Genomic DNA, 16,828 nt, shown 5'->3' with positions numbered 1-16,828 from the left:
CCACCCCCGGACTTGTCGGGCCGCCGACACGAGGGAGACCACCGTGCCCCGCATCCTGTACCTGCTGAACATCTCCAACCCGGACAAGCTCTCCTCGGACTCCGGTTGGATCTTCGCGGACCTGCTGGCCCCGGCGCTGATCGACCAGGGCGCCGACCTGATCGTCGCCGCGCCGGCCAGGGTCACCGACGAGCGTGCCCACTTCCAGCGCATGCCAGTCCCCGCCACGAAGTACCGTGCCCGGTTCGATCCCGGCGTGGACCAGCTCGCCGGGCTGATCCGCCGGACGCAGCCGGACGTCGTGGTGGCGAACCAGGTCGAGGCGGCTCCCGCGATCCGGGCCGCGCTCCTGGAGGCCCGCTCGCCCGCACTGCTGGCCGGCTACTGCCACTACCTGCCCTTCTCGTTCACGGACCGGGGCGTGCTGAAGGTCGACCCGTCCATGGACGACCTCGGGCTCGGGCTGCCGGTGTGGCTGGCCTTCGCCGCCGGGCTGGCCGCGTGCGACCGGGTGCTCGTGCACTCGGGCACCGCCGCCTCCTGGGTCAGCACCGCCGCGACCCGGGCCGGGCTGGATCTCAGCGAACGGCTGCGGGTCGTGCCTGCTCCCAGGGACGAGCGCCTGGTCCGTGACACGGACGAGCTGACGGCGCCGAAGCCCGGCGAGCCGATCACCGGCATCTACAACCACCGCCTGTACGCCCACTACGGCACACCCCGATTCGTCCGCCTCGCCGACCGCCTCACCCACGAGGCCGAAGTGCAGGTCCGCCTCCGGGTGATGGACTTGTTCGGGGCCCGTAGCCCCGAGCGCATCGCACTCGACGACAGCCCCGAACGCCTCCGCGCCCAGCTCGCCGCGATGCCTGGCGTCGACGTCCTGACCGACGGCGGCGACCGGACCGTCTACCGGCGCCTGCTGGCTGGTGCGAACTTCGGGCTGGCGCCGTTCCGGCCCGGCTGCCCCTGGGCGATGTCGGTGATCGACTGCCAGGGCATGGGCCTGCCGGTGATCGCCCCGCGTGCGGGCTGGTTCGCTGAGCACATCGACGACGAGCTGCTGTTCTCCACCACCGGCCAGGCGTTGACCCTGGTGGAGCGGCTGGCCACCGACCCGGACTTCTACCTCGAACACGCCAAGCGGGCGCTCGCCTCCACCGCCGACTTCCACCCCGCCCTGGTCGCCGCCCGCTACCTGGAGGCCGTCTCGTGATCACCCCCGACGCAGTGATGCTCTCCTACGACGAGCCCCTCGCAGACAAGCTCCACGCCCGCCTACAGCGCGTCCTGGGCATCCGCGCCAAGCGCCTCCATGGGGTGCGCGGCATGCGGCGCGCCTACCGGCTCGCGGCGGAACTGGTCGACTGCGAGCTGTTCTTCCTCGCCGACGGTGATTTCGTCATCGCCACAGAGTTCGACATCACCACTGTCGAGCCATTGGCCGACGACGTCTCCATGCGGGTCTGGCGGGCGATCAACCCGCTCAACGGCCTCATCTACGGTTACGGCGGCCTCAAGCTGATCCGTCGCTCCGCCCTGCGCGACCTCGGCCACGCCGTCGACGTCCTGGCCGCACTGCCCGGCCGGGTCGAGTTCACTGCGGAGGTGGCCGGCACCACCCGCTGCAACCAGAGCCCGTTCCACGCCTGGAAGGCGGGCTTCCGCGAGTGCGCGATGCTCTCGCGCGGCAGCGAGTACGGCATGAGTGACCAGGGCTCCGCCGACCGCATCGCCGCCTGGCAGCACTGCGGTCAGGGCGAGTTCGCCCAGTACGCGGTCTCCGGCGCGCACGAGGGCGTCGCGTTCGCGGCCGACTTCGCCCGCCGGCCGCGCGAGTTCGACCGCCTCAACGACCCCGACTGGCTCCTCGCCCGCTTCACCGCCGTCCACGGCGAGCAGGCGGTGGTCGGGTGAACCGCCCCCTGGCGCTCGTCGAGCCCCGCGCCGGCCGCACCGACGGGCACTACAGCCGCACCCTGCTGGCGCTCGCCCGAGCACACGGCGACGCGTTGGTCGTCGTCCCGCAGCTCACCCCGCTCGCGCTCGCGGCGGAGCTGGGTACCGCAGGGGCAACCGTCGCCACCCGCCCGCGCGGCGCTCGGGCAGCGCTGCTCACCACCGCTGCGCACTGGACCGCCTTCTGCGCGTCGGCGCTCGGCACGGTGTGCTCTCCCAAGCGCCGACCTGCCCGCGTCCGGCGCATCCCGTACCAGCTCAGGCTCCTGGCCTCCGCCCTGGGCGAGGCCGCCGACGTTCGCACGGCCCGGCGGCTGCGGCCGGGAACGGCCGTGGTCGTGCTGACTGCGGCTCCGGGTCTCCACGCCCTGGTGGGCCTGCTTGGCGGCCCGCACCTGCGGTTCGTCCACGAGATCACCACCACTGAGGACCCGTCGTTGCGCCTCCTGGGCCGCCTGGCCGGCCGTGGCCGCCGCAAGGTCCTGGTCCTGGCGCCCACCCAGGCCACCCGCGACCGGTTCGTCACGCGCTTTCCCCGCCTGGCCGTGCAAGTGCGCCCGTACGGGCTCGCGGACCCAGAGGACCGCATCGGCGAGGAGGAACGAGCCAAGGCCCGTGCTGCCCGTGGCCTGTCCGAGCGCGACACCGCCATCGCCTTGGTCGGCGGCTGGTGGCCGGAGAAGGACCTGCTCACCGTCCACCGGGCGCTCGCTCAACTCGCCTGTCCGATCACGCTTCTCGTCACCGGCTATCCGCTCGACCACCAGCGGCTCGACGGCTGGGCGAAGCTCCCGAACGTCCGCGTCGTCCTGGAGCCCAGCCCAGCCAGCGACACGGCCGTGCGGGAACTGTATGCGGCGGCCGACGCCGTCTTGGTCTCCCGCCGCCGCGGAGTCGGGAAGGAGTCCGGACTCGTCGTTGACGCGGTCCGCTTCGCTCTGCCGCTGCTCTGCTCCGACCATCAGCCCGAGCTGAGCCGCGCACTGCGCGGCAAACCCTGGGTCCGGCTCTATCCCACCGGTGACTCGGTCCGACTTGCTGAGGCGTTGGACGCCCTCGCCGACCAGCCGCTCCCACGCCCCGGCGGGGACGCCGCCGCGCTCCTCGGCATCCCCACCGCCGCCGACCAGGTCGCCTTCCTCACCAACCGCCGCCCCGGAGAACCGCGATGACGTCCTCCCCGCCCATGGTCGCCGTGATCGGCCCCGTCGAACCCGAACTCCTCGACGCCTGGATCAGCCACTACCAGGGCCTCGGCGTCACCCGCTTCCACCTGGCGTTCCACTTCCCCGACCACGCCGGGGTCATCGCCCGCGAACGGGTGCTCGGCGTCTGCCGTCGCCACGGGATCGTGCCCGGCGAGATCAGCGTCGGCCCCTGGCACGAGGACACCAACACCGCCCTGCGGGACGCCCAGCGCGACATTGCGGGCCCCGGCTGGCATCTGATCGCTGACTCGGACGAATTCCATGCCTACCCGGCTCCGCTGCCCGAGCTCCTCGCTTCCGCGGAAAGCGCCGGCACCGGAACGATCGGCGGGCTGATGCTCGACCGCATCAGCGCCGACGGCTCGCTCACCGCCTGCGACTGGAGTCGCGGCCTGGACGCGAGCTACCCACTGGGCGGCTTCTTGACCCACCGCCTCCTGCGCGGCGACCCCCGCAAGATCGTCCTGGCCCACTCCAGCGTGACCGTCGACTCCGGCAACCATCGCGCCGAAGGCCACCGCCCCACGAACCGGCCGCCCGTGGTCGTCCACCACTTCAAGTGGCGGGCCGGGGTCAGCGACGACCTGGAGCGGCGCGTGCGCAACTTCACCGACGGAAGCTGGCAGGCTCGGGGTCCGGCTGTCGCCGCTGAGGCCAGCCGTCTGCTGAACCACCTCGACCGCCATGACGGCAGGATCTCCACCCAGCTGGCCACCGTGCCGTTCCGGCCGGTCACCCGGGACGCGGTGCCGTCCTGGTGGGCGGCGGAGGCCACGCGCATCGTGGCGACCTGGCGTCCGCCGAGGCGTCAGAACGAGCCCGGCTCGATGATCTCCTCGCCCTCACCGTGAGGGACCTCGAACCGGGCGAAGAAGTCGTCCAGTGCCTCCGGCGTCACGATCAGCGCGTTCGCGTCCTCGCGCCGGCTGCGCTCGTCCAGCCTGCGCAGCAACTCGTCGCGTCCGACCGGGAAGTAAAGCAGCCGCCACCGGCCGCCGGCCGACTTGACCAGCTCCTTCATCGCGTCGCGATCCTTGCGTGGCCACAGTCCGTGATCCCAGACGACGTCCCGGCCTGCCTGGACCAGCTCAGCCAGCCGCTCGTGTAGCTCGGCGACGACAGGGGCTTCCTTCTCGAAGTACGTGTTCTCCGGGTAGTCCACGCCGTACCGGCCATGCCGCTCGTGCACGACCTCGTCCACCGACAGCCTGACGGCCCCGTCCGGGACCAGACGCCGTTGCGCGTACGTGGTCTTCCCCGAACCGGTCAGCCCCACCAGCAGGTACACCACCGGACCAGCCGTCACCGTCAACTCGCTGCCCTCCGCTCCCAGTCCACCGACAAGCCTGCCATCCGACGGCCCGGAGAACCGCCATTTCGGCCGTCACGACCTCGAAGGAGCTCGCCCCTTGCCTGCCGAAGCCCTCGCCCGCGCTATGCGCGCCTACGTCCGCTACGCCCCCGGCACCGTGGGCAAGGCGTTCCTGGTCGGCCGCCTTCTCGACCACCGGCTGCACACCCATCCGGTCAGCGCCGTCGTACGCCTGCGCACCGGCGACCGAGTCGCGGTGTCGACCGGCGACGTCATCCAGCGGTACCAGTACCTCTTCGGCGAGTGGGAACCCCACCTCAGCGCGTTCCTCAGGGACCGGCTCCGCCCCGGCGACACCTTCGTCGACGTCGGAGCCCACCGGGGAGCCCTCACCCTGCTCGCCTCCCACGTCGTCGGACCCCACGGGCGCGTGGTCGCCGTCGAGCCTGCCCCGGACTACCACCGAGACCTCCTCGCCGCCCTGCACGCCAACCGCAGGACGAACGTGCGGGTGGTCCAGTCGGCTGTCTCCGACGCGACCGGCGAACTCACCCTCTACCTCGAAGACCCGGCCAACCTCGGGCACACCACCAGCGTCCGCCCCCGGCATGCGCACTCGTCGTTCCGGGTGCCCATGGCGCCGCTCGCGGAACTCGTCAGCGGCGTCGAACTCGCCTCCGCCCGCGTGATCAAGATCGACGTCGAAGGAGCCGAAGCCGCCGCCGTACGCGGCCTGCTGCCCGCGCTGTCGAAGCTGCGAGCGGACGCTGAGCTGGTCATCGAGGTGACACCTCGCCTCATGGCCAAGCAGGGCGAGACCGCCGAGACCCTGCTGGAGGCACTTCGCGAGCAGGGCTTCCACGCCTACCGGCTCACCAACGACTACGACCCCGCCACCTACCCTCAAGCCATGCGTCGGCCCCAGCCACCCCTCCGCTGTACGGAGGTGCCGAACGAGATGAGCGACCTGGTCTTCTCACGACGGGACACCGAGCGACTAGACCCGGCGATAGGCCTCACCTTCTCGTAGGGCCCGAGAACGAAACGAGCGGAAGGGCCGATAGTCATGCCGTCGCCCCTCCGGATTCCCGGCCTCAATACGGCCGGGCCACTCGCCTACTCGCTGCTCGGGAGTGTCAACTAACGGCTGATCCTGGTTGTTGTGGTTTTCAGTGGGTGGCAGGGGTGAGCCGGCCGTCGAAGGCGATCTGCAAGGCGTTCAGGGGCGCCTTCCAGCGCATGGTCCGGCGCTTGCGGCCCTTGCCGGTGGGGTCCAGGCTCATGAGCGCCATGCACATGCACTTCAGGGGGCGGGAACTCCAGGAACCGCTCCGCGGCGGCGCCTTCGGTCGGAGCGGTGCAGACGGGCTCGAGCACCTTCGCGGTCTTGTCCCAGTCCTGGCGGGCCGCGTACCGGAAGCCGTTCCGCAGCAGGTGAACCACACAGGTCTGAACGATTGTTCGAGGCCAGACCGTCTCCACTGCCCCGGGCAGCCCCTTGAGCCCGTCGTAGACCGGCATCACCACATCGTCCAGGCCGCGGTTCTTCAGCTCGGCGAACACGTGCAGCCAGTACTTGGCGCTCTCCCCGCCCTCGCCCGCCCAGATCCCGAGGATGTGGCGGTGGCCCTCCACGGTCACGGCCATCACGACGCGGACCGGCCGGTCCGCAGCCCGGTCATCCCTGATCTCGACGTTGATGGCGTCAACGAACAGGACCGGGTGGACACGGCCCAGGGGACGGCTCTGTCACTCGGCCATCCCGTCCATGACCTTGTCCGTGATGGCGGAGATCGTCTGCTCGGAGACCCCGGCGCCGTAGACCTCGGCCAGGCGGGCGACGATCACGCCGTGGGTGAGGCCCTCCGCCGACAGCGGCAGGACCATCTCGTCGACGCCGGTCAGGCGCCGCTGCCGCCTCTTCACGATCCGCGGCTCGAAGGTGCCAGCCGTATCGCGGGGAACGTCGACCTCGACCGGTCCGACGTCGGCCACCACGGTCTTGCCCGCGTCCCGTCGCGGCTGCTGCCACTGTCCTTGCCCGCCGTGTCGTGCTTCCCGCAGGCGAGGTGATCGGTGATCTCGCCTTCGAGGGCGGACTCGAGAACCCGTTCGGTCAGCCGCTGGAGCAGCCCGCCCTCACCGGGCAGCTGGAGTCCCCCGCTGCGGGCACGGTCCACCAGCATCGCTATGAGCTGATCGTCGGCGATCGCTGGCGTCTCCGCTCGCTTACCGCACTCGTACGTCTCCAACTCCACACTCTGCGCGGTCACGTGACATCTCTCCCTTGATCAGCAGATCCGCCATTAGCTTTACAGTCCCGTTGGGCCGCGACCACAGGATGCGACGGGTTGTCCCGGTCGTACGAGCGCTCGTCCGGGTACCCGATCACCCTCCCGCTCCACCGCGTGACGAACGGCACCGTCGGGCCGTGCAAGTGCGCCGGCCGTGCGACGGGGGGCAGTGGATCGCCGGCCGGGGGCTCAGCTGGTTGACGTCATGGTCATGGGGGCTCGCTCTCTCGCGAACGTGTTGGCCTGCTCGGACTCCCGGACCCCGGGTAGTGCGCCGGAGCCCGACAGGCAGAGCGCTCCAGGGCTTCCGGACGACCTGGGTTAGCCAGTGGGCCGGGTGTGTCAGCCTGGTGTCGTGTCCCAGAGGGTGACCAGGGTGCGGTCGGCGGCGCCGGGGGCGGCGGCGATGTCGTGCAGATAGCGGTGCAGGCCGGGGACTTCGGGGTGCCAGGCCGTGGCCAGGGCGCTTCCGGAGCCGGTGAAGAGGCGCAGCGTGGCGCCGGTGCCGAGGGCGAGGACGTCGCGGGGGCCGGTCTCCAGGATGCGCCAGCGCACTGCGGGCGCGTCCCCGGTCAGTGCGCCGGGCAGGGCGGTGGCGGCGGACCAGGCGGGGGCGGTGGGGCCGCCGTCGTCCTCCCAGGCCCCGCCGGCTCCGTCCCGCCGGATGCGCAGCCCGCCGGAGCCGACCGAGATCAGCAGGTGGCGGCGGTGCCGGAGGTCACCGAGCGGGGAGAGCAGCGCGGTGAGCTGTACCGCGACGTCCCCTGACCCGACCTGGTAGCGGGTGGCCAGCCGGTCCAGGTTCCCGGCGGCGCCGCGCAGGGCGGTGCGGACCAGGCTGCCGGTCAGCTCGGGGTCCGGGGCGGCGGCCGAGCCGTCGCCGACGGCCGCCGCCAGCGGGGCGGCCAGTGCGCCCAGGTGGGTGGCCAGTGAACGGCAGGCCAGCAGGGCGCCCTCCTGGGAGCGGGAGCCCACCGGGTTCCCGGCCGCGACCGCCGAGAGCAGTACCGGCTGGGGGAACTCCTTGAAGGTGTGCAGCAGGTAGGCGTCCCGGCGGTGCCGGTGGTCCGCCCGGTTGCGGGGGCCGCGCTGGGAGACGGCACGGACGCACAGCGACCCGAGGTCGGCGCCGTCGAGCACGGTGTCGGCGGCGGTGTCCCGGTCCACCGGCAGCCCGAGCGCGACCGCCTCGGCGGCGGGCGGGCGCACGGGGGCGGGCGCGGGGACGGGCTGGGGTACGACCACAGGCTCGGGCTCGGGGATGGGCTCAGGCTCAGGGACAGGCGCGGGCTCAGGGACAGGCGCGGGCTCAGGTACGAGTACGGGCTCAGGTACGGGCACGGGCTCAGGTACGGGCGCGGGCTCAGGTACGGGTTCGGGCACGGGCTCGGGCTCAGGTACGGGCTCCGGCTCCGGTACGAGTACGGGCCCCGCCGCAGGCGTCCGCTCCGGCTCCCGTACGGCCTCCGGCTCCGCAGCGGCCGAGAGCGGGACCGCCGTCGGCGCCGGCCCGCCGGTCACCGCCGGGCGTGGCCGTGCCTCCCGCAGCTGCCCGCGCAGTGCGGCGATGGCGCGGTCGGACCGGTACAGCAGGTAGCCGAGGGCCGCATTGCCGAGGCAGGAGACCCCGAGCAGCGCGGCCAGCGTCTCGTTCACAGAGTCTCCCGCTTGTGGTGGCTGTCGGATGGGGTGTCGACCAGGTCGAGCAGCGGCCCGCAGGTGGCCGAGATCAGCAGGTCCCGCAGTTCCTTGGCGTACCCGCGGCTGTGCGGCCCGCCGGTGCGGGGCGCCGCCCGCTCCTCCGCGTCGTCCGGCCAGCCGTAGCGCGGGCGCAGGTCGGCGACGGCCTGCCGGGCGGACCGCACCGCCGCCGTGTAGCGCTGGGCCGAGATCCGGGCCACGTCGGCCGGGGCGCTCGCCGTCCACGGGCCGACCAGGCGTTCCGCGAGGTCGGCCGCGCCGGAGGACCGCCACAGCGGCCCGTCGCCGGGGGCTTCGCCCGCCTCCCGCCAGGCCCGCGCCGCCGCCTCCGGCTGCACCGCCACCACCAGCGGCTCCCCGCCGGGGAACGGCCCGAAGACCCGGCGGACCGCGACGGCGGCCCAGCGGTCCAGGTTGCGGCGGCCCGCGAACCCGCGCCGGTCCGCCCCGGCGACGAGCACCGCGATCCGCTCCGGCGGCAGCAGCGAGGCGGCCAGCGCCAGCGCCCGGCCCGGCCGGACCAGCCCGGCGGGCGGCGGGCCGGGCTTCAGCCATGCCTCGAACAGCGGCCCGTAGCCGACGGTGACGATCACCGCATGGGCGTCCGGCAGCGCGCTCGGCTGCTCCGGCGCCTCCGCCAGCAGTACGTGCCGGACCGCTTCGCCACCGCCCGCGAAGAGACCGGTGAGCATGGCCGGCAGCACCGGGACGGCCGGGTGGTGCGGAAGCACGATCCGGTGCGTGACCGGGCCGCCTGCGGCCAGGACCCGCAGGTCGGCGGCGAGCGCGGGCCGGAATCCGGACCGCGCCCCCACCTCCGTACGGTGCAGCAGGGCGGCGACGGCCGCGCTCTCCCCCGGCTCGGCGGCGGCCGGTGCACCGCCCATGTCAGCTGCCGTCCTCGGTCCGGCACAGGACGCAGCGGCCCGGGAAGTTCCGCGCGCCGTCCTGCCAGCCCAGCCTGATCCACCAGAGCACCAGGGGGCCGCTGCGCCGCTCACTGGCGATGGACCCCTGCTTGCGCAGCGCGATCCGGTCGGTGTGGTTCACCGCGGACTTGGCGACCACCTCGCACTGTTGCCCGGCCAGCAGGTCGACCACCGTCCGCTTCCGCTGGTCGCGGTGGGTCCGCCACCAGCTGCCGCCGTCCGGGACCGGGTCGGGGACCATCTCGGCCAGCAACCCGTCCGCCTTGATCACCAGTGGTACGAACTCGTCGGTTCCAAGGGCTCGTTCGGCCTCGCCGAGCGCCTGCTCGGCCTCGCTGCGCCACCTGCCGACGGCCTCCCGGTCCACCGCGCGGCCGGACTCCGTGGGGAGGTGGCTCAGCCAGCGCAGCCCCGCCTCCACCTCGGCCGCCTCCGTGACCACCTCCACCAGCGCCGCCGCCTGCTGGCGGAGCACATCCAGCAGTTCCACGGCCGACATCCCCGCCGCCGGGACCGGCGCCGGGGCGCCCAGCGCGGGCAGCCCGCCGAGCGCGGGCAGTGCGGGCTCGCCGCCCCCGTCGCCCGGTGCGGTGGCCTCCGGGCCGCCCAACCCGCTCAGCAGCTGCTTCCGCTCGACGGGGACCAGCCGGAGCGCGTCCACCCGCAGCCCCCGGAGCAGCAGGTCGTCGCTGCTCCGCCTGGCGGCGAGGACATCCACCGCCAGGGGGCTGTGCAGGGGCAGCTCCCGCTGCTCGGCCCAGGCCCCCGAGCCGTTCCACTGCCTCTCGGTCCACTTGGCCAGGTCGGCCCGCCGCTGCTGCTCCGCCAGCGCCCGGCGCCGCTCCGCCTCCCGGGCCACCCGGTCGGCCTCGGCGGCCTCGTGTGCGCTGGCCTTCGCCTCGGCCGCCTCCCCGGCCCTGGCCGCTGCCTCGGCCGCTTCGGCCGCCTGCTGTTTCTTTTCCTCGGCGGCCCGCCGTGCCTGGGCGGCGGCTGCCGTCCGGCCACGGGTCTCCCGGTCCCGTACGGCAGCGTCGGTGGCCGCCCAGTACAGCGACTGCGTCTCCTGGAGCATCACCCGCCAGCCGGCCTCGTCGCCGCTCCGGCCGCCCGCGACGCTGGTGGACTGGGCCGAGTTGACCAGGTCGCTCAGCCAGTCCTCGATCCGCCGCCGGGTGTCCGGGGCCTCGGCGGCCAGCAGCGCGGCCAGGGCCTGGGCGAACCGCCCGCCCGCCGCCGCGACCCGCTGCTCCGGTCCCTGCCCGGTGGGCTCAGTGCCGGCCATGGAAGGGGTTCCAATCCGCGAAGGGGCTTTCGAGGCCCGGTTCCAGTGGGGCGGAGTACACCGTGCCCGGCTGCTCCTGGACGGTCGCGAGGTCCCGCGCCTGGAGGTACGGCAGCAGGGCCCGGTGCACCCTGATCCGCCCGTGCGCGTCCAGGGTCAGCACGTGCTGATCCCCCCTCCGGGGGTGCGAGGGCACGGCCAGCCTGCCCAGCTCCACCACGGAGCCGTCGGGGCGGGTCACGTCGACGATGTACTCGTCGGCGGGGCGGGGCGGGGTGAACGGCAGGATGATTCCGGGCAGCGGGGCGTCCGGCGCGTCCAGGTCCTGGGTCTCGCGGAAGAACTCCGGGAACCGCTCGCCGGTCCGCCAGGTCGCGGCGTCCAGCACGGTGACCGGGGCGGTCTCCCTGCCCTGCCTGGTGACGCCCCGGACGGAGAGGCCCAGCTCCGGGTCGACGAGCAGGCCGTCGGCGCCCGGCTCGGCGAGGCCCGCGTCCACCAGGTCGAGCGACGGGCCGGTCACCACCCGGTGCGCGCGGTCGCCCAGCCGGTAGTGGACGCGCGGGGCGAGCTGCTGGTCCACCTCGATCTGCATCCGCACCCGTGGGCGCACACCGTCGGCGAGCCGCCCCCACCACAGCTCCGGGTTGAGCTGCACGCCCTGCGCCTGGGCCGCCAGCTCCACGCCGTAGTGCCCCCAGTTGACCCGGACCTGCTTGTTGAGCGGGCGCAGCAGGCTGAGCATCCGGTCCGGCGGCCCCCAGCCGGTGCGTACCACCATCACGCCGTCCTGGAGCGACGCGTACGGTTCACCGACGCCCAGCACCTTGGCCGGCCGGTTGCCCGGCCCCAGCACCTCGAAGTCGCAGGGCAGGGTGGGCGAGATGTCGTCGGTGTGGATGTCCACCCGGGTGGTGGCGCTGGAGCCGCCGATGTCGTCCGCCCCGCCCTGCCGCAGTACCGTCCGGCTGTGCGACAGCGCCCAGGCGGCGCCGAGCGAGGTGGCCCGTTTGGCGTAGACCTGCTCGGCCTTGACCGAGCGGACGTTGGCGAAGAGCGGGCTGCCGTCCGGCAGGCGCTCGGCGGCCAGTTCCTGCGTCACCGCCTCCTCCGCGACCGGCATCATCGTGCTTCGGCCGGAGAGCAGCACCCGGTCCAGGACGAACTCCCGCCCGTCCTGCCGGTCGCGGTGGACCCGGCTCTGCACGATGTCCAGCGCCACGGCTGCGGCCTCCTTGAAGACCGGCTCCGCGATCCGGCGGAAGTCCGCCGGGCTCAGCCGCAGGAAGTCACCCGAGGTGTCGGCGGGGACGAGCCCCGTCAGGTACTTCTGGAGCCCCTTGACGTCCGTGGTGTCCACCGGCAGCTTGCCGAGCCAGGACCTGACCGTGGCGGCGGAGGCCGTCCAGGGCTTGGCGCCCTCGACGCCGAGTTGGAACTTGGCCTCCTCCGCCTGGGCCCACAGCTCGTAGAAGAGGCCGCTCCGGGAGGCGTCCTTGTCCCAGCTGGTGGGGAGCACGGTGGAGAGGACTTCCCGGATCTGCGGGTCGACCACCTGCCGGGGCAGGTCGCGGGCCGCCAGCCGGTCCAGCACTTCGGCGGCCAGGCTGCCGGGGCCGTCCGCCGTGGCGAACTCGTCGGGGAGTATGCCGAGCAGCACGTCGCCCGGGTCGTTGCCCGCCTCCGGGTCCTCGGTGGCCGGCTGCCCGGACTGCCGCCGGGCGTGCGCGAGGCGCAGCAGCGCGTCCGCCAGGGTGGCCTTCAGCAGGTAGTAGACGCGCAGGGTGAGGTAGTCGCCGCCCAGGTCGGGGTGGCCGGTGGAGCCCAGCACCTCGGGCCGCAGCTCATAGGTGCGGCCGTCGACGCTGAACTGCTCGGCGGGGGGCTCGTCGGTCGGGCCGGGGGCGCCGGGGGCGCCCGGCTGCGGCGGCTCGGCGTGCTGTTGGGCGGGGGGTGCGGCGGTCGGGCCGGGGGCGCCCGGCTGCGGCTGCTCGCCTTGCTGCTCGGCGGGGGGTTCGTCGGTGAGGTCGGTGAGGTCGGTGAGGGTGAGTCCGATCAGGGCGATGTCGGTGGTGCCGCCGCCCACGTCGATGATCAGCAGGGTATACGTCCAGGTCGGCCGGGGTGCGTCCTTCACCGGGTGCGCGCGGGCCCGCAGCGTCTCCACCCCGGCGCCGACGTCCCCGGAGAAGTCCCGCATCAGGTGGAAGAGCCCGGCGGCCACGCCCTCGTCGTACGTGGTCACCACCTGCCGCAGATCGACCTGCTCGACCAGCAGCCGGGTCAGCCGGGCACGGGCGTCCGGCGGGGTGGTCGTCGGTGAGGTGACGACGAGCTGCGCCAGTCGGCGCGGCTCGTCGGTCTGCGGGTCGAGGATCTTCGGCTCGACCGCCTCCAGGTAGCGGACGAAGGCCAGCGCGATCAGGTCGTCCGAGGGGTACGCCACGCCCTCGCCCAGGTGCGGCACCGGGACCACCCGGGGGTTGCGCAGCATCCGCTTCAGGTTGCGTATCGCGCCCTCCGGCCGCTCGGCCGGGTAGAGCGCGCCGTCACGCACCGTCAGGGCGCTGCTGACCTCGTTGCTGTTCGCCACGCCCGGGAACAGGATCTGGCTCAGGCCGAGCCGGGTGAGCGGCGGGACCCGGAACGCCCGCCGGTAGGCGGCCTCCAGCCCGTGCACCGCCCAGGGGCGCCCCTTGTCCCGGGCGGACCGCTCCAACTCCTCGGCGGTGGCCGCGACCAGCCCGGAGTCCGGGTTCTGCCTGCGCAGCAGCGCGCACAGCCGACTGACGGCCTCCTGGCCGGAGGGGGCGGAGGGGCCGGAGGGGGCGGGCAGCCCGGAAGGGGCACCGTCGGCGGCCTTGGCGCTCTCGGCGGCGAGCACGGCGGTGGCGATCCGGGCCGCCTCGGCGGGCCGGCCGGCCTGGGTGCCGCCCGCCCCGGACGGGCCCGGAGCGGCGGCGTCCAGGATGTCGGCCAGGGCCCTCGCGAGTTCCCCCTCCTGCTCCGGGTCGATCGGCAGCACCTTCACCTCGTCGGCGTTGAAGAGGGTGACGGTGGTGCTGGTGCTGCCGAAGTCCACGGCGGCGAAGTCGCGGAAGATCAGGTCGTCGCCGATGTGCCGGGGCAGGCCCTTCAGCGCGGGCTTGGAGTGCTCCGGCTCCGTGGAGCCGAACGTCAGGGTGACGGTCGTGTAGTCCTGTGCGGTGTGGCCGTACTCGTCGGTGAATTCGAGCAGCCAGTGCACCCTGACCTGTACCGGAGTCAGCTGCCCGGACCCGTGCACCACATCGGCGGGTATCCACTGCTCGGGCACGGCGGTCGTCCGGCCGTGCACCGGCTGTCCCGGCGGGAACGGGCCGGGCGGCGCCCATGAGGTCTGGAGCCACTCCCGCAGGGCCGGCGGCCCGTCGGTGGTGCCGGTCACGGCCAGTGTCTTGGGGAAGGCCCTGGGCTGCCCCTCCCTGGTGAGCAGCACCACGGTGGGCAGCGGGTACGCGCCGTCCTGCGCCACGCAGCCGAAGGTCTGGTGCCCGCCGTTCAGTCCGGGCAGGCCGGGCTCGAAGCCGATCCGCAGGTCGAGATGGTCCATCAGGATGCCTCCTTCCAGCGGCGCAGCACACCGCGCAGGGTCGCGAGTCCGTCCTCGGCGGCGTCGGCCGCCGCCTGGTCGCCGGCCGCGCGGGCGGCCTGGGCGATCATGGTGGAGATCTGGATGCTGTCCGGGACGAGCGGTGCGGACTGCTCCACCGTCCGGGCCAGTTCGGTCGCGGCTCCGGTCAGCATCCGGGTGAACAGCGCCTCGACCTCGTCGCGGAGCGCGTCCACGATGTCGTACCGCAGGCGGGCCAGCGTGTACTGGCTGTTCTCCATGGCGCGCACCGCGCCGGAGGCGTCGTCCGGATAGTCGCTGTGCCACGGGAGCGCCTGGCCGGTGCGGCGGGGGAAGCCGGGCGCGTCCGCGGCCTTCTCAGCGCTCGGGCCGGCGCCCGCCTTCCGCCTGGCCTTGCCGACGGCGGCTTCGAGCAACTTGTCGCGCCTGGTGGGGATCTGGACGTGGATCAGCCGGGCGGCCGGGGGCGTTCCCTCGATATACCCGAACAGGCCGGTCAGCCGGGCCTTGGTACCCGGGTCGTGCAGCCAGTCGTGCAGTTCGGTGAAGAGGTCCTCGTAGCCGCCTGCCCACTTCGTCCACCAGGTGGTGAGTTCGTCGGCGGCCCTGGTCCGCAGGGTCTCGTACGTCTTGGTGTACTGGGTGTAGAAGTCCGCCGTGGTGTCGGCACCGCCTTGTCGGCCGCGGAGGGCGGCGAGGTAGTCCCGCTGCTCCTCCGGGGAGAGGATCTTGAGGATCTCCAGTTCCTCGGCGCTGATCGGGGTCCGCTTGGCGATCTGCCCGTTCTCGACCGAGTTCAGCAGCGTGCTCCACTCCGGCCAGCGGTACACCTGTTCGGTCGCCTCGGACGCCAGGCGCTCCAGGACGGCCCCGCCCTCGCCGTCGCGGACGCGGACCGGGTTCTGCCGGCGGTGCAGGTCGGCCTGCAACCGGTCGATCGCGCCGCGCAGCGCCTCGAAGCGCTGGGCGAGCTGCCTGGCCTCCTCGCTGTGCTCACCGATGGCATGCGTCATGGCCAGGGCCAGCAGCAGGTCTCCGGCGTGCCGGGCACGCTCCGACTGGGCCGCGACGGTGTCCCGCTTCTGCCGGGCGCCGTGGGTGTCGATGTGCTCCGCGAGCAGCCGGCGCAGCTGGGCCAGCCCGCCGTCCACGCCGTATCCGGTGAGGTCCCGCGCCCAGTGGTGCTCGGGGTCGGTCGCCTTGATCCGGGCGGCGAGCGCGGCCCAGCGCCGGCGCTTGCGGATCAGCTCGGCGTCGGCCCCGGTGTGCTGCTCCGGCTCCGGTACGGCGGCGGCCGTGCGGACCGACAGCAGCTGAAGCCCGTTCAGCTGCTCGCCCAGCAGCATCCCGGCGGCGGTCGCGGCGGCTGACAGGCTGTCGGAGAGGTCCTGTACGGCGGCGCCGTGGGCGGCCTGGTCGGCCGGAAGGTCCGGTACGGGCACCGTGTCCCACTTGTTGATGGCGACCAGGATCGCGTTGGCCAGCTTCTCCTCGCTGTGGTTCTGCGCCCGCATCAGCCCGTAGAAGCGGCTCATCTCCTGGGAGCCCAGCTGGTCCCCCCGGCCGACGACCAGGATGGTCTCCACGTTCCGCAGCTGGGAGCCGCAGAGGAAGGCGTCACGGCTCCGCTCCGCGCCGAGGCCGGGGAAGTCCAGCAGCAGCACTCCCGCGTCGGCCGGTCCCCAGATGCCGGGCGGCACCGTGACGGCGTAGTCCACCCGGCGGATCAGCGGGGCGACCGCCGCCATCCCGTCCGGCCGGACGTGCGCCTCCAGATCGTGCCGGGAGAACGGCTCGTCGTAGGACCGGTGGACCGGGTAGCGCTCGCCGGGCAGCGTGGCGCGACCGTGGCAGGTGACGTCCAGCGCGTCGTCGGTGCTCAGCGCGGCGGTGTCACCGAACAGCGCCGGGGCCAGCTGGAACAGGGCGTCGCTGAACTCGCGGATCTCCATCGCCAGCAGGCGCAGCAGCCGGTTCTCGGCCGTCCACAGCGTGCTCCGGGCCCAGTCGTCGTAGTCCTGCCAGACCGCCGGGTCCAGCCAGGCCGGACCGCTGTCCGCCGCGCCGCCGGTCAGCGTGGTCCGGATCGCCTCCAGCCGGGCCAGGTCGCGGCCCGGTTCGGCGTGGGCGATCTCCTCGGCCAGTCGGCGGATCAGGTAGTCCAGGCAGTCGGCCACCTCCTGGTGGTCGAAGAACTCCACCACCGCCCGGTCACCGAGCCGGGTCGGCTGCCCCGGCTCGCCGACGCTCAGCGACAGTGCGCTGACCTGCGCGGTGGCCGGGCGGTTGTGGACCGGCAGCAGCTCCGGGTCACCGAGCAGCGCACCGATCACCGAGGTCTTCCCGGCGTTGAACTCACCGACCACCCCGAAGGTCACCGGGGTGCCGGCCACCCGGCGCAGCTCGACCAGCTCCCGGCGGCTGTCGCGGTACGCCTTGGCGGCTGCGGCCGGAAAGGGCGGCGCCGCCTTCAGCGCCTGCCGGAACTCTTCTTCGAACCGCAGGGCGAGCAGCGGATCAATGGCCATCGGAC

11 protein-coding genes and 1 pseudogene are annotated in these 16,828 nt (G+C 73.4%); 5 read left to right on the top strand and 7 right to left on the bottom strand.

What is annotated here, in order from left to right; genetic code table 11:
* Positions 1-43: 43 nt before the first annotated feature.
* The 4 genes from ACIQGZ_RS10905 to ACIQGZ_RS10890 are packed head-to-tail and all read left to right on the top strand — an operon-like array spanning position 44 to position 4,015.
* Complete coding sequence (locus ACIQGZ_RS10905; RefSeq protein ID WP_402600861.1) at positions 44-1,213, top strand: glycosyltransferase family 1 protein; 1,170 nt, start codon at positions 44-46, stop codon at positions 1,211-1,213.
* Positions 1,210-1,914 (top strand): hypothetical protein, encoded by a 705-nt coding sequence (locus ACIQGZ_RS10900; protein ID WP_402600860.1) that lies wholly within the window; start codon positions 1,210-1,212, stop codon positions 1,912-1,914. Before ACIQGZ_RS10905 ends, ACIQGZ_RS10900 begins: the two co-directional genes overlap by 4 nt.
* Positions 1,911-3,128 carry a hypothetical protein gene (locus ACIQGZ_RS10895; protein WP_402600858.1) on the top strand — a complete coding sequence of 406 codons (1,218 nt, stop codon included), beginning with the start codon at positions 1,911-1,913 and terminating at the stop codon, positions 3,126-3,128. Before ACIQGZ_RS10900 ends, ACIQGZ_RS10895 begins: the two co-directional genes overlap by 4 nt.
* The gene (locus tag ACIQGZ_RS10890) at positions 3,125-4,015 is read left to right on the top strand and encodes a hypothetical protein (RefSeq protein ID WP_402600857.1); all 891 of its coding nucleotides are present in this window, start codon (positions 3,125-3,127) and stop codon (positions 4,013-4,015) included. Before ACIQGZ_RS10895 ends, ACIQGZ_RS10890 begins: the two co-directional genes overlap by 4 nt.
* Here the strand turns inward: ACIQGZ_RS10890 and ACIQGZ_RS10885 are convergent.
* On the bottom strand, positions 3,973-4,455 hold the full coding sequence (locus tag ACIQGZ_RS10885; RefSeq protein ID WP_402600856.1) for an AAA family ATPase: 483 nt from the start codon (positions 4,453-4,455) through the stop codon (positions 3,973-3,975). The genes ACIQGZ_RS10890 and ACIQGZ_RS10885 overlap by 43 nt on opposite strands.
* Positions 4,456-4,573: 118 nt before the next feature.
* Here ACIQGZ_RS10885 and ACIQGZ_RS10880 point away from each other — a divergent pair, with 118 nt between their 5' ends.
* The gene (locus tag ACIQGZ_RS10880; RefSeq protein WP_402600855.1) at positions 4,574-5,506 is read left to right on the top strand and encodes an FkbM family methyltransferase; all 933 of its coding nucleotides are present in this window, start codon (positions 4,574-4,576) and stop codon (positions 5,504-5,506) included.
* Between the two features lie 139 nt (positions 5,507-5,645).
* On the opposite strand, the pseudogene ACIQGZ_RS10875 reads toward ACIQGZ_RS10880, so the two are convergent.
* From ACIQGZ_RS10875 to ACIQGZ_RS10850, 6 genes and pseudogenes are all read right to left on the bottom strand, one after another.
* Positions 5,646-6,662, bottom strand: a pseudogene (locus ACIQGZ_RS10875) (IS256 family transposase).
* A gap of 450 nt (positions 6,663-7,112) precedes the next feature.
* A complete protein-coding gene (locus ACIQGZ_RS10870; protein WP_402600854.1) occupies positions 7,113-8,015 on the bottom strand; it encodes a hypothetical protein in 903 nt (300 codons plus the stop codon).
* A 407-nt stretch (positions 8,016-8,422) separates the two neighbouring features.
* The gene (locus ACIQGZ_RS10865; protein WP_402600853.1) at positions 8,423-9,358 is read right to left on the bottom strand and encodes a hypothetical protein; all 936 of its coding nucleotides are present in this window, start codon (positions 9,356-9,358) and stop codon (positions 8,423-8,425) included.
* 1 nt (position 9,359) lies between these two features.
* Entirely contained in the window at positions 9,360-10,682 is a 1,323-nt protein-coding gene (locus ACIQGZ_RS10860) for a hypothetical protein (protein WP_402600851.1), read from the bottom strand.
* A complete protein-coding gene (locus ACIQGZ_RS10855; protein WP_402600850.1) occupies positions 10,669-14,274 on the bottom strand; it encodes a hypothetical protein in 3,606 nt (1,201 codons plus the stop codon). Before ACIQGZ_RS10855 ends, ACIQGZ_RS10860 begins: the two co-directional genes overlap by 14 nt.
* Positions 14,274-16,823 carry a hypothetical protein gene (locus ACIQGZ_RS10850; protein WP_402600849.1) on the bottom strand — a complete coding sequence of 850 codons (2,550 nt, stop codon included), beginning with the start codon at positions 16,821-16,823 and terminating at the stop codon, positions 14,274-14,276. The genes ACIQGZ_RS10855 and ACIQGZ_RS10850 overlap by 1 nt, the downstream gene beginning before the upstream one ends.
* Between the last annotated feature and the right edge of the window lie 5 nt (positions 16,824-16,828).

The sequence above is a fragment of the Streptomyces sp. NPDC092296 genome (assembly GCF_044755465.1).
GTDB lineage: Bacteria > Actinomycetota > Actinomycetes > Streptomycetales > Streptomycetaceae > Peterkaempfera.
This window is presented reverse-complemented; position numbering and strand designations above follow the sequence as displayed.